The sequence below is a fragment of the Paenibacillus dauci genome (assembly GCF_000971985.1).
Taxonomy (GTDB): Bacteria; Bacillota; Bacilli; order Paenibacillales; family Paenibacillaceae; genus Saccharibacillus; species Saccharibacillus dauci.
Genome location: NZ_LAQQ01000001.1, coordinates 1,028,958 through 1,053,581, shown reverse-complemented (window position 1 = coordinate 1,053,581; position 24,624 = coordinate 1,028,958). Strand labels below are relative to the sequence as shown.

Below are 24,624 nucleotides of genomic sequence, written 5' to 3'. Positions count from 1 at the left end.
TCCGGAGAAGACGTCTTTGGGATCGGCAGCTGTAATATAGCAGTTGATTGCTGGGCGATCGGATCAGATTCTAATTAGGGTGGTAACGCGAGACCTGCTCGTCCCTTTATAGGGGTGGACAGGTCTTTTTTGCGTTCATAAATAATCTCGCAAGCCTGTCTGTCCTATCAGGAACCGATTTATTCAGGATAAAAGAGTTAATTTAAAGGAGCGATTATGATGACAAAATGGGAAGAACTAACACCAGATCAGCAAGCTGAAGTAGAGCGTCAATTAAGCGTAATTCGGCGCGGAGTAACCGAGATTGTACCGGAGGATGAGCTGCGCCGCAAGATTATCAAATCGATTACAACCGGCAAACCATTGACCGTCAAGCTGGGTCTTGACCCTTCTGCACCAGATATTCATGTAGGCCATACGGTTGTACTGCAAAAGCTGCGCCAGTTCCAGGAGCTTGGTCATATGGTGCAGCTGATTATTGGTGATTTCACTGGCCGAATCGGTGATCCTACCGGTAAATCCGAAACCCGTAAACAGCTTACCGAAGAGCAGGTTAAGCATAATGCAGAGACTTACCAGCAGCAGATTAACAAAATCCTTGACCCTGCCCAGACCAAAGTATATTTCAACTCGGAATGGCTGAGCCCGATGAATTTTGCAGAAGTGGTGAACCTGGCTGCCAAAGTAACGGTAGCACGCATGATGGAACGGGATGACTTTACCAAACGTTTCCAGGGTGGATTGCCGATCAGCATTCATGAATTCTTCTACCCGCTGATGCAGGGGATGGACTCGGTTGCACTCGAAAGTGATATCGAGCTGGGGGGTACGGATCAGAAGTTCAACTTGCTGATGGGGCGTACCTTGCAAAAAGAGTATGGCAAAGAGCAGCAGGTAGCGATCATGCTGCCATTGATTGAAGGCTTGGACGGCGTCCAGAAGATGAGTAAAAGTCTGGGCAACTACATCGGTATTGATGAAGAGCCGAATGAGATCTACGGTAAAGCGATGAGTATCCCGGATGAGCTGATGGCGAAATACTACGAGCTGACTACAGACATTTCCAATGAAGATCTGGCTACACTGCGCAAAGGGTTGGAAGATGGCAGTGTACATCCTCGTGATGCCAAAATGAATCTGGCTCATACTTATGTTCGCATGTACCACAACCAGGAAGCAGCAGAAGCTGCGAAAAATCATTTTGTTACGGTATTCCAGCAGCGTGCACTGCCGGATGATATTCAGGAAGTGACTCTGGAACAAGGTATGCTCACAGACGGAAGTATCGGTCTGATCGACCTGATCAGCCATCTGGGCTTTGCTTCTTCGAAGAGTGAAGCAAGACGCAGCGTTCAGCAGGGTGCTGTCAAAATTAACGAACAGAAGATTGATGATGTGAATGCGATGATTACACCTGCAGACGGAGATATCGTACAGGTCGGCAAACGTAAATTTGCCAAACTGAAAACCAGCTAATAGTATAGAAGCATCTAATTTGGCCATCATTACCCAGGGCCAAATGGCATATAAGGCATACGCTTTTTTCACGGACCAACCGGTGAAAAGAGCGTGTGCTTTTTGTATATAGGATCAATAAAATCAATAGAAATCATCGCCATGCAAACGCATAAAGGAATATAAACTTCAATTTTTGTTCAAATACAATGGATGAGTATATTTTTTCTTGGGTAAGCAGCTTGTAGGATTAGACACATCCTTAACACAAATATTGAGTGAACAATATTTATATGAATATAGTTCTAAAGTTATAGAAGCAGTCAGCCGATATATATAGATTGTGGGGTTTATTTGAATACATAATAGAGGAGACAGGATTATCGTGGGACGTTTTCAATTTAAAAGTATCCAGGCGCGCACACTGGCAACATTATTGCCGATTGTGTTGATTGTACTGGTACTTATTAGTGTGCTTTCTTACCAATTTGCGAAGCAAAAGCTCAATGAAGAAATGAACAATACGGCGACCAGCAGTCTTAATGGAGTGACTGCCAGTATCAAGGAACAGATTACTAACAATTCGACGGTAGCTTCTTCACTGGCTGCTGCCGCCGGACAGACTCATGAAATAATGAATATGGACGATTATGCCCAGCTCACCGAACGCTGGACAATGCTGAGTGCCATGACCTACGGCAGCGGTATCTATTTTGCAGCAGATGCTTTTGATGATGGGGCCAAATACCACTCTGTCTATGCAGCACGCAAAGGAGACAATATTTCGTCTACTTTTGAATATGACGATCCGGCATATGATTATTTGAGTAAGCCATGGTACACAGGCACATTGGGTAATTTTGACCGGATCTATTACACCGAACCTTTTACCGATGAGAAAACAGGCACGACGATGATTACGGCGGGCAAAACGATTCGTAGTGCTACAGGTCAGGCTCTGGGAGTAGCAACATCCGATCTGAATATCAATAGTATCCGTGATTACATTAATAATATGGATATTGGAGCGGTTGGACATGCTTTACTGCTGGATCATAATGGAAATGTACTGGCCAGCAGCGAGACAGGGATTAAGGCAGGCGGTGCGTTTACCGGAGCAGAGAACGTTAATAAAGCAGCATTGGCTGCGGTGATGGCGCAAAATAAAGGGCAAGCTTCGATTCAGCTGGCAGGCCAGAGTTACACAATATATTTCCAGACGCTGGAAGGAACCGGATGGAAGACAGGGATTATTTTATCCCAAGCTGAAATCCAGCAGCCTGCACGCGAGATGCTGAATACTCTGCTCATTATCGGCGGCATTAGTCTAATTGTACTGGCAGGAGCTATACTGTGGAATAATCTGGGCATGATTCGGGAGATCCGAAAAATGATGAATCTGAGCCGTAAAATGGCAGCCGGTGATTACTCTGAACGTCTGGAAGTCAATCGTCGCGATGAGTTTGGACAAATGGCTGTAGAATTCAATCATATTCTGGAATCTACAGGTACAGTTATTCGGCGATTGGATGAACAGTCTTCCCTGATCCAGAACACTGCAGCACATATGGTCGAGGATTCCAGACAGACTGCAGCAGATGCGCGGCATAATGTGGATGAGCTGGTAGATATGGAGCAGGGTTCTCTGACACAGCTGCAAGCCACGGATGAAAGTACAACAGCCATGGAAGAAATGGCAGCAGGTGTACAGCGGATTGCTGAGTCGGTACAAGAAGTCGCCAGTGCTGCACAGCAAATGGAACAGAAGACCGGAGAAGGCAATCATCAGCTGCATAAAGTGGTCAAGCAAATGGATTCGGCCAAGCTGGTAATGGATGAAGCCGGTAAAATGGCTGGCTCGCTCAATGAACGGGCCCAGCAAATCAGCAGTATTATCGATATGATCCAGGGCATTAACAAGCAGACAACACTATTGGCTCTCAATGCTTCGATTGAAGCTGCACGTGCAGGAGAAGCAGGGCGCGGATTTGGGGTAGTCGCTTCCGAGATCAGTAATCTGGCAACCAGTGTAGGCGAGTCCACCAAAATGATTACCGCACAGATCGTAGCTATGCAGGAAGAAACGGCAGCTGTACTGATGGGAATGGAAAGTGGGGCTGTACGAGTAACTCGTGGACTCAGCTCGCTGGAAGATACCCGCCGAATGTTCGATTCGATCAAAGGGGATGTAGAGCAGATGTCTGCCGAGATCCAGGAAGTCTCTTCTGCTTCCGAAGAGATGTCTGCAGGTGCACAGCAGATTACAGCTTCACTCGAAAACCTGGCGGATATTGCCAAAAATACATCATCCAAAGCAGGTCAGGCTAACAAACGTTCTGTCGAGCAGCTATCTGCGCTTGATCGTCTCGAAGCTTCTGCACAGTCGCTTCATAGTATCTCGGATACCCTGAATGAGCTGATTGCACAATTTCAGACAGAACCTGCAGCTGAAATGACTCCGGAATCGGATGCCGATCCATCTGATGAGCACGAACTTATCCATGAACATGATCTTCAGGAACATAAAGAAGGTACAGATTCTCAGACAGAAACAGATCCAAAAGAGAGTGGAGAAAGTAACGAGACCAGACAGGCAGAACAATCTACCACCGATACATCCGGTCCCCGGTCTGCTTAATGTACTAAAGATAGCATTTCATTCATCCATCCATCATAGATGCAGGGAATAGAACAATGTTCTATTCCCTTTTTGTTATAGGGAGAATTGTATGGCTATGTATATTTAATGACCTTATGAGTTTGCTATATACAATTTATCCAAAAATGTCGATAAAAGGAGTTAGATAACCAACCTACCATGGAAAGGAAGAAGGATTTGGCCAGATACCGATTCAAAAGCATCCAGGCAAGAATGATGTGGACTGTGATGCCTATTATATTCGTTGTCCTTTTGCTGATCAGTACAATCTCCTATGAGTTTGCCAAGCAAAAGCTGAACGAACAGATTAATAACAGTGTTAGTCACTCTTTGACCAATGTAGCCGACAATATTACAAATCAGCTATCCAGTCATTCGCTGCTTGTATCTTCATTTGCAAGTACAGCAGGGCAGCTTCGTTCGGACATTAATATTGCCAAATATACAGAAATTATCGAAAAAGACGTTAAGCAAAGTAATATCACCTATGGAATGGGGATATTTTTTGCGGAAAATGCGTATGCGCCGGGTGTGAAATACCGCTCTGCCTATGCACATCATGATGGACAGCAAATTACTTCTACGTCTGAATATGATGATCCAGCCTACGATTATCTGAAGCAGGCTTGGTATACCGGTAGTGTAGCGGCCAAGCAAAATATGTATTATTCCGATCCTTATCTGGATACCAAACTCAATGTATCCATGATTACAGCAGGTCAGGCTATCTATAATGCCAATAATCAAATCATCGGTGTAGCTACGGGAGATCTGGATATGAGCAACATTCAGAATATCGTCAGCAAACTGAATGTGGGTATGGGCGGAGCCGCTGTTCTGATCGATCGCCAGGGGAATATTCTGGCAAGTGGCAGCACGACGATGAAAGCAGGAACTTCTATTTCTGATGCCGCTGGTAGTGCATTTGAACAGCAGATTCAGAGCAATGCTTCCGGCCAGATGAATCTTTCTCTTGGCGACGAAGATCAACAATTCCTGTTTGATACTATTGAACAGACAGGCTGGAAAATAGGTATTATGCTGCCTGAAGCACAGGTACAAAAACCGACCAATGATCTGCTGCTCCTACTCAGTATTATCAGCTTGATCGGGATTGTGATTATCCTTAGTACACTGTGGATGAATAACCGCAGCATGGTCAAAGAAGTCCGTAAAATTCGTCAGCTGAGTGATCAGATGGCACAGGGAGACTATTCGAACGAACTGACCAGTGATCGGCAGGATGAGTTCGGGCAAATGTCCGATGGGTTCCAGCGTGTATTACAATCGACATCTGCCGTGATCAGCCAACTGCGTCAAGAATCCAACACGGTACAGGAGACCGCTGGGCATCTGTCGGATGGAATGTCCCAGGCTGCTCGTGAAGCCCAGCAAAATGTGGAACAGATGGAGAAGGTAAAACATGGAGCGGAAGTCCAGATGGTTGCTGCATCGGAGAGTACTACAGCTATGGAAGAGATGGCTATCGGTATTCAGCGTGTTGCAGAATCGGTGCAGCAGGTATCCGAAGCTACCCAGGGGATTGATCACAAGACCCGTCAGGGTAATGCCAAGCTGGCTGAACTGAACCAGCAGATTCATACAGCCAAAAGTGCTTTGGATCAGGCAGGCGAGGTCGTAAACTCTCTGGATGAGCGGTCGATCCAGATCGGCGGTATTATTGATATTATCCAGGAGATTAGTGGACAGACCAAGCTGCTGGCACTTAATGCTTCGATTGAAGCTGCACGTGCAGGCGAGCATGGTAAAGGATTTGCTGTCGTGGCTTCCGAGATCAGTAAGCTGGCCGAAAATGTAAGTTCGTCTGCCGGACAAATTACTACTCAGGTAAGTGCTATGCAGACCGAGACACGTGCAGCGCTGCAAGGCATGCAGGAAGGCAGTATGCAGGTGAATGAAGGACTGCATGTTTTGGAGGAGATCGAAACAAGATTTATCGCCATCAGCCGTGATATTGAGCGTGTAGCGGATGAAGTACAGGAGGTATCGTCGGCTTCTGAACAAATGTCTGCCGGTTCGGAGGAAGTAAGCGCCTCGATTAGCCAGCTGGCTGATATCGCTAGAACCTCTTCGGCAGGTGCCACGAATGCATTGGAACGTTCTCGACTACAGCTCACTTCACTGGAAGAGCTTAATCAGTCTGCAGAATCACTGAATCAGGTATCCGATGGGCTGAACTCGGTTGTTTCCCAGTTCAAAGTACAGTAATATGAGGACGCTGTAGGTCACGCCTTTAGCTATGAGAAGGACTATGCATCAAGTAGCAATCAGGCAAAATGGATCTATCAAATACGATTTTCTTATTCGATACAATCGAAAAAAGCATAAAAAAAACCGCCGGAGATTCCGGCGGTTTTTCGTCGTTAAGATTAACGGTTGTACCACTCAACGATTTGTCTTTCATCGATGTCTTGAGTCAGTTCAGAACGCTCAGGCAGACGGATGAATTTACCTTCTACTGCGCCTTCGTTGAACTCAACGTAAGCTACCAGATGAGTGCGGTTTTCCAGAGCTTCTTTAACAGAAGTCAGGCCACGGCTTTTTTCACGAAGACCGATTACATCGCCTGGTTTTACAGAGTAAGAAGCGATATCTACTTTTTTACCGTTTACAGTCACGTGACCGTGAGCTACCAGCTGACGAGCACCTGGACGGCTGTTTGCGAAGCCGATACGGTAAACAAGGTTGTCCAGACGGCTTTCCAGCAGGAACATGAAGTTCTCACCAGCGATGCCTGGCAGTTTTTGTGCTCTTTCGAACAGTGTAGCGAATTGTTTTTCACCCAGACCGTACATGAAACGCAGTTTTTGTTTTTCTTGCAACTGCATACCGTAGTTGCTCATTTTTCTGCGTTGGTTAGGACCGTGTTGTCCCGGAGGGAAAGGGCGTTTCAATTCTTTACCAGTGCCGCTCAGGGAAATACCTACGCGACGGCTTAATTTAAATTTAGGACCAGTGTAACGTGCCATTTATAGCAAGCTCCTTCGTAATTAAAGTATAGTTTTTGATAAAAATACGGGGCTTTGGGTCTTTGATTCAAGTTGCCGCTTATGATTTGTCGTGAGGCAGGATAGAAAACCACACTACTGACAGGAATGTTCAGCCGCAGTCTTGTCAGCAACCATAAGCGTGAGGGTGAAACAACGTTACGCCCAAATCAGAATCTATCCATTCTTCATCAAGAATAAATTATATCTTGAATATAAACATAAAGTCAATCATTTTCACGCAATAATCAGCGAGAATTTTTCTGTGTTAAGTGTTTGGAATTATACGTGCAATCCAGAGGGTCTGCTTGTAAAATGAAAATGATTCATAGTCTAAATTTACCGGCTGAATACGCCGAATTCATGAGGAGGATTTTATGCCAGATCATCTATGGAATTCGTCAGCACAGAGCTGGCGCGCTGAAGCCGGGCATACCTCCTACCCTGTGGTGCCTGTCACTGATGACGCGTTCTGGCTGCAAAAGGCAGATATCGGCGAATCCGATTTTTTGCATATTGAAGCATTACTTGAAGAATCTCTCAAAGACTGGTATGAGCAGAATCGGACGATTGACAAAGTCTGTCGTTCTGCCTGGTTCCTGCTGAACCATAAGCGTAAATATATAGGAGGAGTCGGGCTGAAGCCCGGTCAGGAGCTGCTGATCCAGCAGTCTATTAAGGATTGGCAGCGCTCTGCGACAACGGAAGAGTTATCTGTAGAAATGGCAGGGGTAATGACTATGCCGCTGTACACACGTACAAACGATACTTTGTTTGTGCTGCTTGGCTGCATTTCTTTAGAGGATCATCCGGTATCGGTCAGTGATTTGGAGATGCTGGGGATGCATTACCGGTCACTATTTTACAAGCGGTTTGAATATACGTTTGTTGCGGATATGCTGAGTTCCCAGACGGTAATTGAACGGGAGGCACAGCGCCGAACTGTATTGTTTCATATTATCCAGCGAATGTATGACAAGTTCGAGGTAGATGCGATCATTACCGAGATGTTCGCTATTGTAGATCAGATGTATCCGCTTGTTCAATTCGAGTTGTTAGTGTCCCAGGGAGATCAGAATCTGAATCCACGCGTCAAGCCGTTAGTTATGCAGTCTTCGCTGGATGATATGTGTGTACGCACATTTTCGACAGGAGAATTATCGGTGGCTGTTCATCCGGGAACAGACGGCGATTCCGATAGAATGGAAGCGGCGATTCCGCTTATGGGCAAACAGGGCATTTATGGGGTCTTTCATATTATGTCGGATTACCCGCTGGAGGAAGAAGATCTGGAGCTGCTGGTGATTATCGCCGAAGCGGCAGGACGAACTTTTGAAAATGCAAGGCTGTATGAACAGTCCCAGCTGCTCAATGAGGATCTGCGGCTGATCAATAATATTACCCATCGGCTGAATCAGAGCCTGAAGCTGGAAGAAATATTTGAATTTGCTGTAGGCGAACTGCTGAAAGTATTCAAAGCCGAGCATGTGATTGTATTATATCTGAATCCAAAGTCAGATCGATTTGAAGTCGTTTCAGGTAATGTACCAGCTCTGGTAGGTGGATCGGTAGACAAAAATGAGGGCTATACCGGACTGATTTACCGTAATAGAGAGCCTATCATTATGTCCGATTACTGCAGTGTACCGGGAACGGAATCGATTTTCATGAGAGAGACGGGTTCCTGTTCGATGATTGCCTCACCACTGATGAGCAGCGGGGAAGTGATTGGTGCCATTTACCTGGGGCATCCGAAAAGTCATTATTTTTCCTATGACAATTTTAAATTGCTGCAGGTCATTACTACACATATCGGATTGTCGGTAGCCAACGCTGCTCTTCATTCTGAGGTTCAGCGCATGGCCAGTCGGGATGCACTGACAGGATTATATCAGCGCCGGTATCTGGATGATTCGATCAGTAATTATCAGAATGCCACTTATAGCGGATCACTGTTGATGGTAGACATTGATAAATTCAAAGTAGTAAATGACACGTATGGTCATCAGGTAGGCGATGAGATTCTCAAGCAGGTGAGCCGGATTATTCAGCGGCTGATTCGTGATGGAGATATTGCTGCCCGGTGGGGAGGCGAAGAGTTGGCTGTTTATTTCCCGCAGGTCGATAAGAGCCGTGCCTATCACATTGCGGAACAGATCAGAGAGAGAGTGAGCACAGAGACCGAGCCCAGAGTTACTGTGTCCGGCGGAGTCTCCGACTGGAACTGGAAAGACAAAGATGTCAGCGTAGAGTCATTGTTCTACCGTGCAGATATGGCACTGTATCAGGCCAAAAATAGCGGACGCAATCAGATTCGAATGGATGCCGAAATGCGATCCTGATTACATTTGGATACAAAAGCAGCACAACAGCGTACTCCTGTCCGGGGGCATTGTTGTGCTTTTTTGGTGACGACAAAAAACAGGTACGCATGGTACACTATTTTTTGAATAATTAACCGTTGTTCAAAAACATCACAAAAAGGGGACGAGACAATGCAGGATCCTAGAATAAAAGTACTCGCCAGAAATCTGGTACAGTATTCCATCGACGTACAGCCAGGTGAAAATGTACTGGTTGAAATGATTGGCACAGAGCGCGATCTGTTAAATGCAGTTATTCATGAAGTAGGTGCCAGAGGCGGTAATGTATTTGTACAGCTGACAGACCGCAAGGTACAGCGCGCCATGCTGATCAATGCAACAGAAGAGAGCCTGGCTGCATGGGCAGCACTGGATCTGGAACGCATGAAACAGATGCAGGGATACATCGGTATTCGTGCCGGCGACAATATCAATGATCTGGCTGATGTACCGGAAGAGAAGATCAAAATGTACAACCGTCTCTATCAGCATGTTGTACATAGTGAACAGCGCGTCAAGCATACCAAGTGGGTTGTGCTGCGCTATCCAAATGCAAGCATGGCTCAGCTGGCTGGTATGAGTACGGAAGCTTTTGAAGATTTCTACTTTGATGTATGTAACCTGGATTATGCCAAAATGGATAAAGCACAGGATGCGTTGCAGGCTCTTATGGAACGTACGGATAAAGTGCGTCTGGTCGGCAAAGATACCGATCTGGCCTTCTCCATCAAGGATATTGGTGCCAAAAAATGCTCCGGTCAGCGCAATATTCCGGACGGTGAAGTATTCAGTGCACCTGTACGTGACTCGGTCAATGGTACGATTACGTACAATACGCCGACCGTATATAATGGCATTAGCTTTGAGCGTGTCACATTCCGTTTTGAAAACGGCAAAATTGTAGAAGCATCGAGCAATAATACCGAGAAGCTGAATAATATTCTGGATTCTGATGAAGGTGCACGTTATATCGGTGAATTCGCAATTGGCTTCAATCCGCATATCCTGCATCCGATGAATGATATCCTGTTCGACGAGAAAATCGCCGGTAGCTTCCACTTCACTCCTGGACAAGCGTATGAAGAGACGGATAATGGCAATCGCTCATCGATTCACTGGGATCTGGTATTTATCCAGCGTCCCGAATATGGCGGCGGCGAAATTTACTTTGATGATGTGCTGATTCGCAAAGATGGTATTTTTGTACTGCCAGAGCTGGAATCACTGAATCCCGAGAACCTGAAATAAGGCATATTGGTGGCTATTACAGTCTGTTCGCAAAATACTGTTATTCATAGCTTGATCAAATAGGCAAAAAGAGGTTATATATGGATAGGGCGCCTTATGGGCGACTTCACGATATAACCTCTTTTTCTCTGAAAACGGTCCTAAGAAAGAAGTTGCATAAGAAAGCGTATTCATTTATGATGTAAGGGAAAACGAGGTTTAGTGAAATTCAAAGCAAAATAGGAGGGTTTCTCATGGCAACCAGTAACACGAATAACGCAGCAGTAGTAGAGATTGCACAAACTGCCGGTCAGTACACTTCTTCAATCGTACTGCAGTATGAGACCAAGTTTATCGATGTCAAAAGTATCCTGGGACTGTTCACTACGCTGGTAGCCAACCACAACTACGAGCTTCACGTACACGGACCAGACGAAGAAGCAGCCAAGGCTGCGGTTATCGCTGCTTTTGAAAAGCATGGTCTGAGCGTCAAAGTTGCAGATAATTAAACCATTCAGAAATGCTGCCATCCTCGTGATGGCAGCATTTTTGTTGTTATATTGTATATGTACTACATTTTTACTGCCTGCACAGCATTAACATGCAGAAAATAGAAGGATTAATTAGCAGCAAGGATAGATATTTTAAATATAAGATATTTCCGCCCGATTTACAGGGAGGTTCTTGTATTGCCCTTCAATTTCGTCTAATATTAAGAATAGTAATGGCCGAGAGTTCTTGAACATGGGGGGGAAGAACATGACTTCATCTGATTTGCAAGAGCAGTTGAATATAAAAGCATTAAATCTTCTTCAGGAAGATGCACATAAAATTGAAAAGTTGATTGAAATCCAGATGGAGAATTTGGATACCCGTTACTGTCCTCTCTATGAGGAAGTGCTGGATACCCAGGTATACGGCTTTTCCAAAGAAGTGGATTTTGCTGTACGTGCTGGTCTGGTGTCGGATCCTGTAGGCAAGCAGCTCATCAGTAACTTGGAGCGCAACTTGTCCGTATTGTATGAAGCAATGAACAATAAGACACAGTCTGCAGAGTAGCAGACTTGAATGACATAGAAATGCCTGTACCTTGTAATTGAGGTACAGGCATTTTTTGCTGCAGAGCAAAGCACATTTGCCAAACCGGAAGATCGAATGCCAATGGGGCGGTTGATTAGCAAAAGACCCTGTCCATAAACTGCACAAAGCAGCGGACAGGGTCGATAGGAGCATTCATTTATGAACAGAAGCGATATCTATAACATAAATGGGGCTCTATTGTGTTGTCTAAACGAGGTAGAAGGAAACGCCGAGAATAATATAAACAACCAGCAGTAGCGTACCTTCATACCAGTTGGTTGAACCATCCTGTATGATGGACTTGGCGATAAAGACAGACACCATAATAGCTACCAATTCCAGTGTCGTGAAGACGATATCCATAGTGTTGCCAAGGAAAAAGCTGACAAAGATTAATACGGGAGCTACGAATAGAGCAATTTGCAGGCTGCTGCCGACTGCGATTTCGACAGAAGCACCGATTTTGTTTTTCATGGCAAGCATAATCGCTGCACTGTGCTCGGCAGCATTACCGATAATTGCGACTACAAAGGCACCCACGAACAATTCGCTGAATCCAAAGTCTTTGGTAAAAGTCTCAAGTGTACCGACCAGCCATTCACTGACAAAGGCCGTCATCACTGTAGCGATTACCAGATAGAGAATAGCTCTGCCTTTGCTCCAATCCGGTGATTCGTGCTCATTATCGCCTTCATTGGTGACATCCGCCAGATAAGTCTTGTGCGTGAACATCGAGAAGACCAACCAGGCGATATAAGCCAGAATAAGCAGTCCGGCGACGATCAGACTGAGCGTATCCACTTCGGTACTCGTAATGGAGTGAGTATTCAGGAATAGTGCTGGCACGAACAGTGCAATCACCGCAACGATCATTAGTGAGCCGTTCATCCCTGCGAGAGAAACGTTGAAGTTCTGTACTTTGAACTTGACCCCGCCGGCGAAAATACTCAGGCCGAGTACCAGCAGCAGGTTCCCGATAATGGAACCGGTCAGACTGGCTTTGACCATATCATACAGCCCTTCACGCAGCAGCATGATTGCGATGATCAGTTCTGCCGCATTACCGAAGGTTGCATTCAGGAATCCGCCCAGCCGCTGTCCGGCATAATGTGCTACATTTTCTGTCGCACGTCCGAGGAATCCTGCCACCAGTATGACAGCGATAGCCGATACGACAAACTGGAGGATCGGATTCAGATGGGCATAATGAGCGATTGCACTGAATACGAAGAAAATAATAAGCAGAATAGTAGAAAGATTCTTTTTCATTGCGCCACCTCACTTTTGAATAAATATATGTTTGATATTCTACATATGGTTGATGCTTCCGCTACAGAATCAATGACAGGATGAAGAGTACGGCAGCAGTCTGCGAGTGTACCGTACAGAGTGATCTTCCTATTCATTAACCAATCATCCGCCGTATATGACCGGATCCTGTTATATTCGCACAGGTCAGGACATGGGAATCGCATCATACTAACTATGTAAATTCTTTAACAATATACCCAAATCTAATGAAAATGTAAACGACACAGCATAAACGTTTCATAAGCAGAAATAGCGGGTATAAATATTGTTTTTGAATATCTGCGCAATATGCAATAAAATAGAGAAGTAAACATTATGGTTAGTTGCATCCAGGCTGCAATATGCCAACAGGGGTGCAAGCTTTGGAGGAGGATGGACATGACCGAATCATTACAATTGGAGATGGGCACAATCAAGATTGCCGATGACGTCGTAGCAAAAGTGGCGGGCATGGCCGCACTGGAGACACCGGGGATTGCTGCTATGTCCGGCGGATTATCCGAAGGATTCGCCAAACGTCTAAGTGGTAAAAATGTACAAAAAGGGGTAACTGTCGAAGTCGGACAACGCGAGGCAGCCATTGATCTGCGTATCATTGTACTGTACGAGACACCGATTCACGAAGTATGCCGTATGCTCCAGCAAAATGTGCGTGAAGCAGTAGAGACCTTGACCGGTCTCAAAGTTGTTGAAGTGAATGTCAAAGTAGAAGGTGTAGCCTTCAAGGATGACATGATCGACTTCGAGCCACCAGTTCGTTCCAGATCCTAATCAGCCCATACAACAGCATACCAGAACTGCACATACAAAAACGGCGGGGAATTCCCCGCCGTTTTTTATATTACGATTTGATTGGATAGCTTATTTCATTCGCATGGAGACGGATTGACGACGTGTATATCCGTTGCCAGTCTCCTGCTTTTCCGCCAGAGCACGATTGGTCTCTCTGGATATACTGAGCATAATGCCCATACTCAGCATCATAATGACGAGTGAAGTACCCCCATAACTGATAAAGGGAAGTGGAACCCCGGTTAGAGGAATCGTCTTGGTGACCCCGCCGATATTGATAAAGGCCTGGATCGCAAACAAGCCCATAATACCTACGCCCGCCAGTGTACCAAAAATATCCGGACACCGGAGCGCAATAATAATGCCTCGCCAGATAAAGTAGGCATAGACGAGCAGGAACAGTACCGTTCCAATCAAGCCGAATTCTTCGGCGATAATAGCGAAAATAAAGTCATTATACGGATTGGGTAGATAGTGGAGTTTCTGAATACTTTTACCGAACCCTGCCCCTGTAACGCCGCCTTCGCCAATGGCTATAAGCGACTGAAGCATATTATAAGTGCCACCTGTCGGATCGGCAAATGGGTTAAGATAGGCTTCAATCCGATCAGCCCTGTAGTTTCCGCTGGCAGGCTCATCTTTAGTGAACAGTGAACTGATACCAAACACAATGGCCGCCCCAAGTACAAGTAGCATGACAGAAGCCATAATATGCTTCATACTGGCGCCACCCACGTAAATAATCAGTCCCGCAGTTGCTACCAGAATCATACAGGAACCAAGGTCAGGCTGCAGCATGATCAGGCCGGCAACGAGCCCGACGATCAGCATGACCGGAATGTATCCGGTGCGCAGATCTCGCAGTCGATCGCCTTTTTTGGCAATCAGGGCCGAGAGGTACAGGATGACCGCGAGCTTGGCAAACTCCGCCGGCTGCAATGAAGCACCACCTGGCAGACGAATCCAGCTTCGCGCACCATTCAGATGCACACCGACCACAAGCACGGCCAGTAGCAGAACCAGCGTGATCAGGAAAAAGGGGGCAAACCACTTTTTGTATTTACTGTAATGGGCCTTCATCGCGAAGAACATGGCGATTGTACCGATGATCGCATACATAATATGTCGCTTTGTAAAATACAGCGCATCATTGTTATAGCTGGCACTGGTTAACGCCAGACTGGAGCTGGCACTGAACACCATTAGAATACCAAAGCCGATCAGGACAAAGGTAAGGACGAGTAGCTGAAAATCCGGTGCGCCTTTTTTGATGGTTTTGGGAGTCGCTTGGGCAGGCCTTGGCATGTTGCGTACATTGGAACTTTTGGTACGATAACGATCCGCAATACTCTGGTTGGAAGATCTCGATGTAGTTTGTCTTATTTTATTCATTCATGTATCCCCGGTAATGGAACGGATATGTACAAATGTGCAGCACGGTTGTCTATGTTCAGACAAATTTTCATCATGCACAAATCCTCCTTTGAAATGAAAATACTCAATTATGTTAAGTTTATCTTTCATGATAGTACGTTTTAAAAGCGGGTGCAAGCTTTTGCTCGCTTTTGGATAACTATGTACAAAGGCATTTTACAAACAACTGTTTTTGCTTCAAAATAATGCCTAACAGTTTATTTAACCTTGATTAAGCAGCTGAAACATAAAGTAGAGTGAAAAAAACGAATTTACCTATAGAGCGAAGGGATGGAGTGCAGATGGGAGATTACAACTGGCAAGCATTATATCCGGATATGGTACAGTGGCGGCGTCATCTCCACCAGCACCCCGAGCTGTCTTATCAGGAGCATCAGACGATGGCGTTTGTGGCAGAGCGCTTACGCTCTTTTGGGGTAGAGACACAGGATGGTGTGGGAGATACAGGAGTGATTGGAATCATCAAGGGCAGCCTGCCCGGCAAAACGGTAGCATTGCGAGCAGATATGGATGCTTTGCCTATACAGGACGAAAAGGATTGCGAATACGCCTCACAGGTGCCTGGAGTGATGCATGCTTGCGGTCACGACGGACATACCTCCGGTCTGCTGGCAGTTGCGCGATACTTTAGTGAGAACAGGGAAAAGCTTCGTGGTGAAGTGCGTCTTATTTTCCAGCCGGGAGAAGAGGTTTGTCCGGGCGGAGCACTCAAGATGATCGAAGCAGGTGCGCTCAATGGGGTGGATGCGATCTATGGTGTCCATCTGTGGACTCCCTTTGCAGCAGGAACACTGGCTAGCGCACCGGGACCGGTAATGGCATCCACGGATGAGTTCTTTATTAACATTACGGGAAAAGGTGGACACGGCGGTATCCCGCATGTGACGGTGGATAGTCTGCTGATCGGCGCGCAGCTGGTCGTGCAGCTGCAATCGATTATCAGCCGCAATGTGAACCCGCTGAATCCGGCTGTGCTGACCGTAGGCACGTTTCAGAGTGGTACAGCACAGAATATTATTGCAGAGAACTGCCGTATTACCGGAACTGTGCGTACCTTTGATGAAGAGACACGCACGCTGATCCGAAAGCGTATTGAAGAAGTCAGTCAACAATTATGTGCGCTTAACGGGGCTGAAGTAGACATCGAATATATGATGGGTTATCCGACGCTCGTGAACCATGCTGGCGAGACGGAACGGTTTTTCAGGGTAGCCAAAGAGATGTTTGGCCAAGAGCAGGTGTTCCAGACACCGCCGATGATGCCTGCCGAAGATTTTGCTTATTATGTGCAAAAGGTTCCCGGCTGCTTTATTTTTGTAGGGGCAGGTAATCAGGAGCTCGGAGCCGTTTACCCGCACCATCATGCCAGATTTGATATTGATGAGTCTGCCATGCTGAGCGCAGCCCGCATTCTGGCAGCGATGGCGGAAGATTTTCTGAATCAACCCGAAACAGAATAGTGCTAACTTGCTTATGGCAGAATCCGTAACATGCTGTCTATTGTTTTTGGAAAAAGACTTCTAATCTGCCAATTCCTTATGCTATGATGGAAGAGACAGCACGTGTAATTCACACGTACCATAGCTGTCCATTATATACAGGAATGGGATGAACTTCATGAGCGTAACCGAGACCAGAACGGTTGATATGGCCGAAGTCTTGACATGCGCCTATGATTTGGGCGATATGATCAACAATTCTATCGAAGTCGCGAATTATCTATATTGGAAAGAACGGATGCAGATTCATCCGGAAGTACAACGCTTGGTCATCAAGCTGGATAGCAAGAAGGAGCTTTTCGAGGAAACCCAGCGTTTTGGTCATTTCCACCCCAACTATCACGCTGCGATGCAAGAAGTCGAGGCTGTACAGGAGGAAATGCAGCGCATTGAGGAAGTTCGCAGATTTACAGAAGCTGAGAGCAACCTGGATCGCATGCTGTATGAGATGTCTGAGATGATCGCACATTCGGTCTCCGAGACAATCAAGGTTCCAAGTAATGATCCTTTACCAAAAGGAGGCGGATGCGGCAGTGGAGGCTCATGTGGATGCGGCGGATAACAATCCGCGTCAAGAACAGGAACAGGCCGTTTTTCCAGAACGAATCGGATATATTATCTGGGTGAGTGATGTAAAAGCAGCACGTAATCTTGAAAAATACGGATGTGTACATTATATTTCACGCCGTATGCAGTACGTCGTTATGTATATGAATTCCGAGAAAACGGATGATATACTCAAAAATATGCGGAGACTTCCGTATGTACGGAAGATCGAGCGTTCGTATCGTAATGAAATCAAGACAGAATACAGCAAAAATGTACCGGATCAGACACAGTTCTACGGTATTTAAATTTTACAGTTTATAAATAATGGGATTGCAGGTAGCACTCATTGTCAGAGTGCTGCAGCAGGCCCGGATGAAATATAGCAGCGACCTTTGGGTCGCTTTTTTTATTCTTTTCTGGAAAGCGGTTTCATAAAAGGGTGGAAATTGGTATAAAATAGTAAAATATATGATATAATTTTTAACTTTTTGACTTTATGGGTTAAAAGAGAGTAAGGAACTGTCGATATACTTTGTAGTGGGACTCAAGAACTGTAGTAATAGTACAGTAGTTTAATTAATATGATAAAAATGACACCGTAACGTAGTCTGGGCCGTAAAACAATATATCAATTGGTAGCTTTCTCGCCCTATTGTAGGTCTTTATAATTATTAAATGATAATCAATAGGCAATAATACTTAGGCGGAAAGACCTGCGAAGATGGGGAGTGAATAATTATAATGAGAGACAAAGTAATGGAGCGCTGGAGTACTTATGAACCATTCCATGTTGCACTGGGTGAGAAGAAAGTGGCAGATGTAGTTATTACCAATCATGCTATCAGTCGTTTTAATGATCGAATCGCCAAAGCAGATACCCCTACAGAAGATATCGCTTCCTTTATGTGGGATAGCCTAAAGCAGGACCGCATCATTTCCTATTATCGCAAAGAAGAAGATGTATATCTGATTGATGAAGACGTAGTCGTTGTTGCTGAATTCGCTGAACTGCCCGGTGAGTTTGATCTTGCAGGTAATCCGCTTCACAAAATGATCGTAGTTACCTTCCTCGGAAAAATGTCCGAAACGATCGAGCTCCGTGATCTGAAATCTTATTATTCATGGTTGAGACACTCTCGCCGCATGACATTGATCAAAAATAGCCGTAAACGTAAATAATACGTGAATAGAGTAGATTCATGAACGGGCCTAGCTTGCATTCGTAATGGATGAGCAGTCTGCCTTATCATCATACGAACCCTCGGGAGCCTGCATATGCAGGCTCTTTTGTTATGTGCTTTTTTTGGGGTACAATAAAGTACGACCAAGGAGGGAAACGGCATTGGCTTTTAACTTTCATCAGTTACATATCTTTTATACTGTTGCCGAGCGGGGCAGTTTCTCTGCAGCAGCCCAGGCGCTTCATATGACCCAGCCTGCAGTGACCATGCAGGTACAATCGCTGGAGGAACATTTTGGTACCAAATTACTGATTCGTACGACCAAACGGATCGAGCTATCGGAAGCAGGACATGCGCTTATGCCTTTTGCGCGTCGGGGGATTGAGCTGATGCGTGAAACAGATGCAGCCATGTCACGGTTTACCGATAATATGGCTGGACGTCTCATGCTGGGTGCAAGCAATACGATTGGCGAATACGTACTCCCCCGGCTGCTTGTTCCACTGGGGCAGCGTTATCCGGATATGAAAATCATGCTTAAGGTGATGAATACAACACAGATTCTAGAAGAAATTAGCCGCAATCAACTGGATTTTGGTCTGATTGAGGCATGGGTAGAGCATCCCGATATGACGATCAAGCCGGTAATGCAGGATGAATTGAAACTGATTGTACCTTCGGGGCATCCCTTGGACGAACTGCCAAGAATCACATTGGAAGACGTGCTGAAGTATTCCTTTGTGCTGCGAGAGAAGGGATCGGGTACAAGACAAGTGATGGAAGAAGAATTTATCCGGCATCATATGGATCTGGAACGTATCGATACCATTATGGAACTGGGCAGCACGGGAGCAGTCAAGTCAGCGGTAGAAGCCGGACTCGGAATTACGATCCTGTCGCCGTCTTCGGTCAAGCATGAAGTTGCACTCGGCCTGCTCAAAGTGCTGGATATCGAAGGTGTTTCTTTTCAGAGGCAGTTCTATTCGATCCATCTCAAATCTACACTGCTCAGTATTCCATCGATTTCTTTTTTACAATTTTTGCAGGAATATTCATTAACTTAAAATGTGTTGGCTGATTTGAATATGGTTTGGATATCAGCTGATTGTATTCGTTTTTCTGCCAAAAATCGAATAGATATGTTAACAATGAGCGTGATTTTTAAAAATAGTCAGGAGTGAGACCATTTGAATCCTAAAGACTCTATGTATACAGGATATGCAGATATGCATACCCATACCCAGGCTTCGGACGGAATGAATACACCAACCGAAAATGTACAGCTGGCTGCAGCAGCCGGACTGAGTGCTCTTGCTATTACGGATCATGATACGGTAGCTGGAGTAGCAGAAGCACTGGCAGCAGGTGAACAGTATGGAGTGACCATCATACCGGGAGTAGAGGTCAGCACTATGGAAGAAGACAAGGATATTCATATTCTCGGCTATTACATGAATATCGAAGATCCTGTTTTTCTGGAGAGACTCGCTGGACTTCGCCAGATCAGGGATACGCGTAACGAGATGATTCTGGCAAAGCTGCGTGAGCTTGGTGTCGAGATTACAATGGAAGATGTATTGAAGCAGCTTGGGCGCGAATTAATGCCGGACGAGAGTATTGGACGACCGCATATGGCAGATACACTTGTAGCCAAAGGGTATGCCGAAGATATGCGTGATGCTTTCAAAAAATATCTGGCTCAGGATGCCGCAGCTTATGTATCCCCGCCGCGTATTCGTCCACACGAAGCGGCGCAGTGGATTATAGAGGCGGGTGGTGTACCTGTTATGGCACATCCAGGTATCTATGGAGACGACGATCTGGTCGCCCGTATACTCGATCAGAGTGAACTGGCAGGACTGGAAGTGTATCATTCCGATCATTCACCTGAAGATGAACAACGCTATCTGCAGTTTGCAAGTCAAAGAAGACTGATTATCACTGGCGGATCCGATTATCATGGCGCGCGGCAGGGCAAAGTATTTCATGGTCCAATCGGTGGTAAAAGGGTGCCGATAAGTGTACTCACTCAACTGCTTGAACGGACTTCAGGTTGAGTCTAAAGTGTAAATGTAAAAAGTAATGAATTAGAAGTATATTCTGTCCTCTCCCGCTCTGAAAATATACTTCACAAAGGAGCAGCATATGCGCATATTAATTACGGGTTCTTCCGGCAAAATAGGTACGGTACTTACCACGTATCTCGTAAGCAAATATGATTTGCTGCTGGCAGATCTTCACTTTGATCGACTGGCTTCGGAGATTCGGCAGCAAACCGAGCAGCAGATTATTAATCTAGCGGATCCCGAGGCCTGTCTGCAATTAACATCCGGTATAGACCTTGTGATCCATCTGGCAGGCAATCCTTCACCAGACGCAGACTTTTATGAAGATTTGCTAGATAACAATATCAAAGGCAGCTATAATCTGTTCCATGCTTGTCAGCAAAATGGAGTAAAACGTATCGTATTCGCAAGCAGTGCACAGACGATGGAAGCATATCCTGTCGATGTCCAGACCACCACTGCCATGCAGATGCGTCCCAAAAATATGTACGGAGTCAGCAAAGCATTTCTGGAATCGCTTGCCAGCTATTATGCCTATGAACATGGTCTGGAGAGTATAGGCCTACGAATCGGTGCATTTGATGATTTCCATCCGGGAGAGCCGATGACTACACGTGATATGAGTGCGTATCTGAGTCCACGGGATCTATGTCATTTGGTGGAAAAGGGATTGACTGCTCCGCTGAAGGAGCCTTTTCTGCTTGTTAATGCTATTTCAAATAATCGCTTTAAACGGCTGAATATCGAAGATGCAATTCGTGAATTGGGATATGAGCCGCAGGATGACGCTTTTGCCTTGCAGCAGATTTTCAAAGATGAGGAATAATGATCGCAGGTCTGTAAGGCAAGAAGGGTACATCTATACGACAAGTGTAAGCAGATGCTACGCAAAAAAAGCGCTCCGGTACGTCGAAATAGACGTTCGGAACGCTTTTTTGCGCAGTAGAGAACCATACTACCGTACAGAACAGCCACAAGTACCTAAATAAGCTGCTGGGCTACTCACTATTACATTTTGATCGTGCTGCTCAGACGCTTGATCATATCTTCTTCCGGCGTAATGAACAGGGTAGTCTGATGATCGTAAATGACAAAGCCCGGTTTGGAGCCGCTCGGTTTGTGTACATGACGGATCTGGGTATAATCGACCGGCACACTGCTTGATTCTTTGGCCTGGCTAAAGTAAGCAGCGAGCTGTGCAGCTTCAGCCAGGGTTGCATCGCCAAATTCACTGCTGCGAATAACAACATGGGAGCCCGGAATATCCTTGGTGTGCAGCCAGGTATCATTATTGTTTGCCATTTTATTGGTAATATATTCGTTTTGCAGATTATTTTTGCCGACATACATCTCGATACCTTCACTGGAAGTATAGATGTGCAGAGTAGGACGGTTATCTTTCTTTTTCTTTTTGTTCTTTTTGTTACGATTGCGGACGTATCCCTGTTCGGCCAGCTCCTCGCGAATCTCGTCGATATCCTGGAGTGCCGCACTTTGCAGTTGCTGCAGCAGAGAATCGAGATAAGCAATTTCCTCATGCGTACGGGTTAGCTGTTCTTCAATCACTGCCAGGCTATTTTTGTATTTATTGTACTTTTTAAAATAACGCTGGGCATTATCGGAAGGAGACAATTGCGGATCAAGCTGAACTTTGATCGGGCGCTGCTCTTCATCATAGAAATTGATAAGTTCAATCTCTTTGTCTCCTTTGGTAATCTGATGCAGTGAAGCGAACAGCAGCTCGCCCTGAATACGATATTTCTCGGCATCATCGGCTTCCAGCTGATCCTTGCGCAGATTATCTAGCTTTTTGATATTTTTGCTTCGTTCATTTTGCAAAAAACGCAGCAGATCACTGGTTTTCTGCTTAACGGTATCGCGCTCGGCCTTGCTGCCATAATAAGCTTCGATACATTCGCTCATGGAAGAGTAATGCTTCTCTTCCTCTTGAATCTGTATCAATGGTACAGCCGAGAAGATAAGCTTGCTTTTGGCATTTAATCCGCTCACCGGATCATACTGCCCTTGACGAATCGGTTCCATGAAGGACTCGAAAGAAGTCCACAGTGCATCTGCATCTACTTTGTCGGGCGATTGTGATTGTTGTTGATCAGAATTAGAGTCCGTTGATAAATTCTGTGTATCCGCAGATTCCTGCACTGGAGTAGCCTGAAGCGCACGCTGTACCACTTCACTGGCAATCAATGGACTGATCCCTGTAAAAGTATCCAGAATAAAACGGGCAGACGTATCCGCATAATCGGCATAGCTGCTCAAGAACTGCTCCCGACCTGTCTCCAGCGGATTCAGCTTGTTCTGCTGTGGGGGTTCCTGATAACTGAAGCCCGGCATAATAATCCGGTAACTACTGATCGCCGGAGTAACATGATGAATACCGTCTATAATCGTATTTGCTATCGGATCAACCAGAATCAGATTACTGTGTCGTCCCATCAGTTCCACGATAATCCGCTTAACCGATACATCGCCTAATTCATCCCTCTGACGAATCTGGAAATGAATTATACGCTCCATACCTACCTGCTCAATCGCTTCGATAATCCCGCTCTCGCAGTGCTTGCGCAACAGCATGCAGAACATTGGAGCTTCCTGCGGATTCATAAATGATTGTTCGGTAAACTGCACCCGCGGATACGTCGGATTCGCACTCAGCAATAACTTGCGATTCTCCCGCTGCGCACGAATTTGAAAAACAATATCACTATCTGTAGGCTGATAAATCTTATTAATACGCGCCCCCACCAGAACCTGCAGGTCCTGCACAATCGCGCGAGTTACAATACCATCAAGTGCCATGTCATTTTCTCCTTATTCTAGCGTTTAACTTGTTAAACGCGATGTTCAATAAAAAAGCAATTTTTGCAAAGCAAAATATTGTACAGATTAGCGTTTAACTTGTTAAACGCGATGTTCAATGAAAAGTGATTTTTGCAAAGCAAAATATCTTTCAGTTCAACGTTTAACTTGTTAAACGCGATGTTCAATGAAAAGTGATTTTTGCAAAGCAAAATATTGCACGAACTCCATCCTATTCCACCTATTCTATCATGCCACAAAGCATTCGCAATTTATAGTCGTATCATGTATGCTTACCCAGTAGGAAGTGATTAAACAGCATATTCAGGGGAGAGAGCAGCGATGGAATTTACCAAAATGAACGGACTTGGCAATGATTTTATCGTGGTGTATGGCGAGCCATCTCTGCCTGCTAACGCGGCGGAACTGGCGATTCAGCACTGCAATCGGTACTTTGGGATCGGTGCAGATGGGCTGGTCTTTATTTTGCCTTCCGCCCGAGCAGATTATATGATGCGGATTATTAATGCAGATGGATCGGAAGCAGAGCAGTGTGGCAATGCAATCCGTTGCGTAGCCAAATATGTGTTTGACCGTGGTCTTGCAGCAGGCACAGAGATTCAGATCGAGACGATCGGTGCCGGCGTTCAGGCAGTTACGGTGCAAGAAGAGAATGGCAAAGCAGTTACGGTACGTGTGGATATGGGTGAGCCTGCCCTCGAAGCAGGTCGGATCCCGGTTGCTCTGGAAGGCAATCCGGTCCTGAACCAGCCGGTAGAAGTAGAAGGGCGGCAGTTTCATTTTACAGCTGTATCAATGGGGAACCCACATTGTGTAATCTATGTGGAGGATGCAGTGAATTTTGATCTGCATCAATGGGGACCGCTGCTGGAGACTCATCCGCTATTTCCACGCAAGGTCAATGTAGAGTTTACCACGGTACAGAGCCGTGACCGGATCGATATGAGAGTCTGGGAACGGGGAGCGGGACCGACACTTGCCTGTGGTACGGGAGCTTGTGCGACACTAGTGGCTTCAGTGCTGAATGGTTATTCCGACCGCAATGCCCATGTCTCGCTCAAGGGCGGAGACCTGTATATTGAGTGGGATGAGAGCAGTAATCACGTCTATATGACGGGCCCGGCAGCAACGGTATATACCGGACAGACGCTGGATTAAGCTC

20 protein-coding genes are annotated in these 24,624 nt (G+C 45.8%); 16 read left to right on the top strand and 4 right to left on the bottom strand.

The features are described from left to right. The first annotated feature begins 219 nt into the window (after positions 1-219). The 3 genes from tyrS to WH46_RS11950 all read left to right on the top strand — a co-directional run bounded on the left by tyrS (position 220) and on the right by WH46_RS11950 (position 6,343). Entirely contained in the window at positions 220-1,476 is a 1,257-nt protein-coding gene (gene tyrS / locus WH46_RS11960) for a tyrosine--tRNA ligase (RefSeq protein ID WP_046226820.1), read from the top strand. Positions 1,477-1,840: 364 nt separating this feature from the next. Continuing rightward, positions 1,841-4,093, top strand: coding sequence for a methyl-accepting chemotaxis protein (locus WH46_RS11955; RefSeq protein ID WP_052714211.1), 2,253 nt, complete (start codon positions 1,841-1,843; stop codon positions 4,091-4,093). Positions 4,094-4,291: 198 nt separating this feature from the next. Continuing rightward, the gene (locus tag WH46_RS11950) at positions 4,292-6,343 is read left to right on the top strand and encodes a methyl-accepting chemotaxis protein (RefSeq protein ID WP_082208390.1); all 2,052 of its coding nucleotides are present in this window, start codon (positions 4,292-4,294) and stop codon (positions 6,341-6,343) included. A 161-nt stretch (positions 6,344-6,504) separates the two neighbouring features. Here the strand turns inward: WH46_RS11950 and rpsD are convergent, their stop codons facing one another. After that, positions 6,505-7,104, bottom strand: a complete 600-nt coding sequence (gene rpsD / locus WH46_RS11945; protein WP_017814666.1) for a 30S ribosomal protein S4 — start codon at positions 7,102-7,104, stop codon at positions 6,505-6,507. A gap of 395 nt (positions 7,105-7,499) precedes the next feature. On the opposite strand from rpsD, the gene WH46_RS11940 reads away from it, so the two are divergent. The 4 genes from WH46_RS11940 to WH46_RS11925 all read left to right on the top strand — a co-directional run bounded on the left by WH46_RS11940 (position 7,500) and on the right by WH46_RS11925 (position 11,771). Beyond that, a complete protein-coding gene (locus WH46_RS11940; RefSeq protein ID WP_046226818.1) occupies positions 7,500-9,464 on the top strand; it encodes a sensor domain-containing diguanylate cyclase in 1,965 nt (654 codons plus the stop codon). 153 nt (positions 9,465-9,617) lie between these two features. Then, positions 9,618-10,733, top strand: a complete 1,116-nt coding sequence (locus WH46_RS11935; RefSeq protein WP_046226817.1) for an aminopeptidase — start codon at positions 9,618-9,620, stop codon at positions 10,731-10,733. Positions 10,734-10,966: 233 nt separating this feature from the next. Continuing rightward, a complete protein-coding gene (locus WH46_RS11930) occupies positions 10,967-11,221 on the top strand; it encodes an HPr family phosphocarrier protein (protein WP_017814670.1) in 255 nt (84 codons plus the stop codon). Between the two features lie 250 nt (positions 11,222-11,471). Then, entirely contained in the window at positions 11,472-11,771 is a 300-nt protein-coding gene (locus WH46_RS11925) for an Fpa/YlaN family protein (RefSeq protein WP_017814671.1), read from the top strand. A 228-nt stretch (positions 11,772-11,999) separates the two neighbouring features. On the opposite strand, the gene cax is transcribed toward WH46_RS11925, so the two are convergent. Next, complete coding sequence (gene cax, locus WH46_RS11920) at positions 12,000-13,061, bottom strand: calcium/proton exchanger (protein ID WP_046226816.1); 1,062 nt, start codon at positions 13,059-13,061, stop codon at positions 12,000-12,002. Positions 13,062-13,481: 420 nt separating this feature from the next. On the opposite strand from cax, the gene WH46_RS11915 reads away from it, so the two are divergent. Continuing rightward, entirely contained in the window at positions 13,482-13,874 is a 393-nt protein-coding gene (locus WH46_RS11915) for an Asp23/Gls24 family envelope stress response protein (RefSeq protein ID WP_017814673.1), read from the top strand. Between the two features lie 90 nt (positions 13,875-13,964). Here the strand turns inward: WH46_RS11915 and ftsW are convergent, their stop codons facing one another. After that, the gene (ftsW, locus tag WH46_RS11910; RefSeq protein ID WP_046227246.1) at positions 13,965-15,200 is read right to left on the bottom strand and encodes a putative lipid II flippase FtsW; all 1,236 of its coding nucleotides are present in this window, start codon (positions 15,198-15,200) and stop codon (positions 13,965-13,967) included. Between the two features lie 410 nt (positions 15,201-15,610). On the opposite strand from ftsW, the gene WH46_RS11905 reads away from it, so the two are divergent. The 7 genes from WH46_RS11905 (at position 15,611) to WH46_RS11875 (ending at position 21,450) form a co-directional block, all read left to right on the top strand. Further along, on the top strand, positions 15,611-16,789 hold the full coding sequence (locus WH46_RS11905; RefSeq protein WP_046226815.1) for a M20 metallopeptidase family protein: 1,179 nt from the start codon (positions 15,611-15,613) through the stop codon (positions 16,787-16,789). A 157-nt stretch (positions 16,790-16,946) separates the two neighbouring features. Next, the gene (locus WH46_RS11900) at positions 16,947-17,390 is read left to right on the top strand and encodes a YlbF/YmcA family competence regulator (RefSeq protein WP_017814676.1); all 444 of its coding nucleotides are present in this window, start codon (positions 16,947-16,949) and stop codon (positions 17,388-17,390) included. Continuing rightward, positions 17,362-17,682 carry a YlbG family protein gene (locus WH46_RS11895; RefSeq protein ID WP_017814677.1) on the top strand — a complete coding sequence of 107 codons (321 nt, stop codon included), beginning with the start codon at positions 17,362-17,364 and terminating at the stop codon, positions 17,680-17,682. The genes WH46_RS11900 and WH46_RS11895 overlap by 29 nt, the downstream gene beginning before the upstream one ends. 436 nt (positions 17,683-18,118) lie before the next feature. Next, positions 18,119-18,556 carry a hypothetical protein gene (locus WH46_RS11890; protein WP_017814678.1) on the top strand — a complete coding sequence of 146 codons (438 nt, stop codon included), beginning with the start codon at positions 18,119-18,121 and terminating at the stop codon, positions 18,554-18,556. A 163-nt stretch (positions 18,557-18,719) separates the two neighbouring features. After that, positions 18,720-19,622 (top strand): selenium metabolism-associated LysR family transcriptional regulator, encoded by a 903-nt coding sequence (locus WH46_RS11885; RefSeq protein ID WP_046226814.1) that lies wholly within the window; start codon positions 18,720-18,722, stop codon positions 19,620-19,622. Between the two features lie 141 nt (positions 19,623-19,763). Next, positions 19,764-20,615, top strand: a complete 852-nt coding sequence (locus WH46_RS11880) for a PHP domain-containing protein (RefSeq protein WP_046227245.1) — start codon at positions 19,764-19,766, stop codon at positions 20,613-20,615. An 88-nt stretch (positions 20,616-20,703) separates the two neighbouring features. Then, on the top strand, positions 20,704-21,450 hold the full coding sequence (locus WH46_RS11875; protein WP_046226813.1) for an NAD-dependent epimerase/dehydratase family protein: 747 nt from the start codon (positions 20,704-20,706) through the stop codon (positions 21,448-21,450). 182 nt (positions 21,451-21,632) lie between these two features. Here WH46_RS11875 and WH46_RS11870 read toward each other — a convergent pair whose 3' ends face one another. Next, positions 21,633-23,441: an Rqc2 family fibronectin-binding protein gene (locus WH46_RS11870; RefSeq protein ID WP_046226812.1), complete on the bottom strand. Its 1,809-nt coding sequence runs from the start codon at positions 23,439-23,441 to the stop codon at positions 21,633-21,635. A 342-nt stretch (positions 23,442-23,783) separates the two neighbouring features. Between WH46_RS11870 and dapF the strand changes: the two genes are divergently transcribed. Next, positions 23,784-24,620, top strand: coding sequence for a diaminopimelate epimerase (gene dapF, locus WH46_RS11865; RefSeq protein ID WP_046226811.1), 837 nt, complete (start codon positions 23,784-23,786; stop codon positions 24,618-24,620). The last annotated feature ends 4 nt before the right edge of the window (positions 24,621-24,624 follow it).

Coding starts and splice junctions, on each gene's coding strand:
- dapF (WP_046226811.1), top strand. CDS start 23,784: ATGGAATTTACCAAAATGAACGGACTTGGCAATGATTTTATCGTGGTG.
- WH46_RS11935 (WP_046226817.1), top strand. CDS start 9,618: ATGCAGGATCCTAGAATAAAAGTACTCGCCAGAAATCTGGTACAGTAT.
- WH46_RS11930 (WP_017814670.1), top strand. CDS start 10,967: ATGGCAACCAGTAACACGAATAACGCAGCAGTAGTAGAGATTGCACAA.
- WH46_RS11870 (WP_046226812.1), bottom strand. CDS start 23,441: ATGGCACTTGATGGTATTGTAACTCGCGCGATTGTGCAGGACCTGCAG.
- WH46_RS11915 (WP_017814673.1), top strand. CDS start 13,482: ATGACCGAATCATTACAATTGGAGATGGGCACAATCAAGATTGCCGAT.
- WH46_RS11875 (WP_046226813.1), top strand. CDS start 20,704: ATGCGCATATTAATTACGGGTTCTTCCGGCAAAATAGGTACGGTACTT.
- WH46_RS11905 (WP_046226815.1), top strand. CDS start 15,611: ATGGGAGATTACAACTGGCAAGCATTATATCCGGATATGGTACAGTGG.
- rpsD (WP_017814666.1), bottom strand. CDS start 7,104: ATGGCACGTTACACTGGTCCTAAATTTAAATTAAGCCGTCGCGTAGGT.
- WH46_RS11880 (WP_046227245.1), top strand. CDS start 19,764: ATGTATACAGGATATGCAGATATGCATACCCATACCCAGGCTTCGGAC.
- WH46_RS11890 (WP_017814678.1), top strand. CDS start 18,119: ATGAGAGACAAAGTAATGGAGCGCTGGAGTACTTATGAACCATTCCAT.
- WH46_RS11900 (WP_017814676.1), top strand. CDS start 16,947: ATGAGCGTAACCGAGACCAGAACGGTTGATATGGCCGAAGTCTTGACA.
- tyrS (WP_046226820.1), top strand. CDS start 220: ATGACAAAATGGGAAGAACTAACACCAGATCAGCAAGCTGAAGTAGAG.
- cax (WP_046226816.1), bottom strand. CDS start 13,061: ATGAAAAAGAATCTTTCTACTATTCTGCTTATTATTTTCTTCGTATTC.
- ftsW (WP_046227246.1), bottom strand. CDS start 15,200: ATGCCAAGGCCTGCCCAAGCGACTCCCAAAACCATCAAAAAAGGCGCA.
- WH46_RS11925 (WP_017814671.1), top strand. CDS start 11,472: ATGACTTCATCTGATTTGCAAGAGCAGTTGAATATAAAAGCATTAAAT.
- WH46_RS11940 (WP_046226818.1), top strand. CDS start 7,500: ATGCCAGATCATCTATGGAATTCGTCAGCACAGAGCTGGCGCGCTGAA.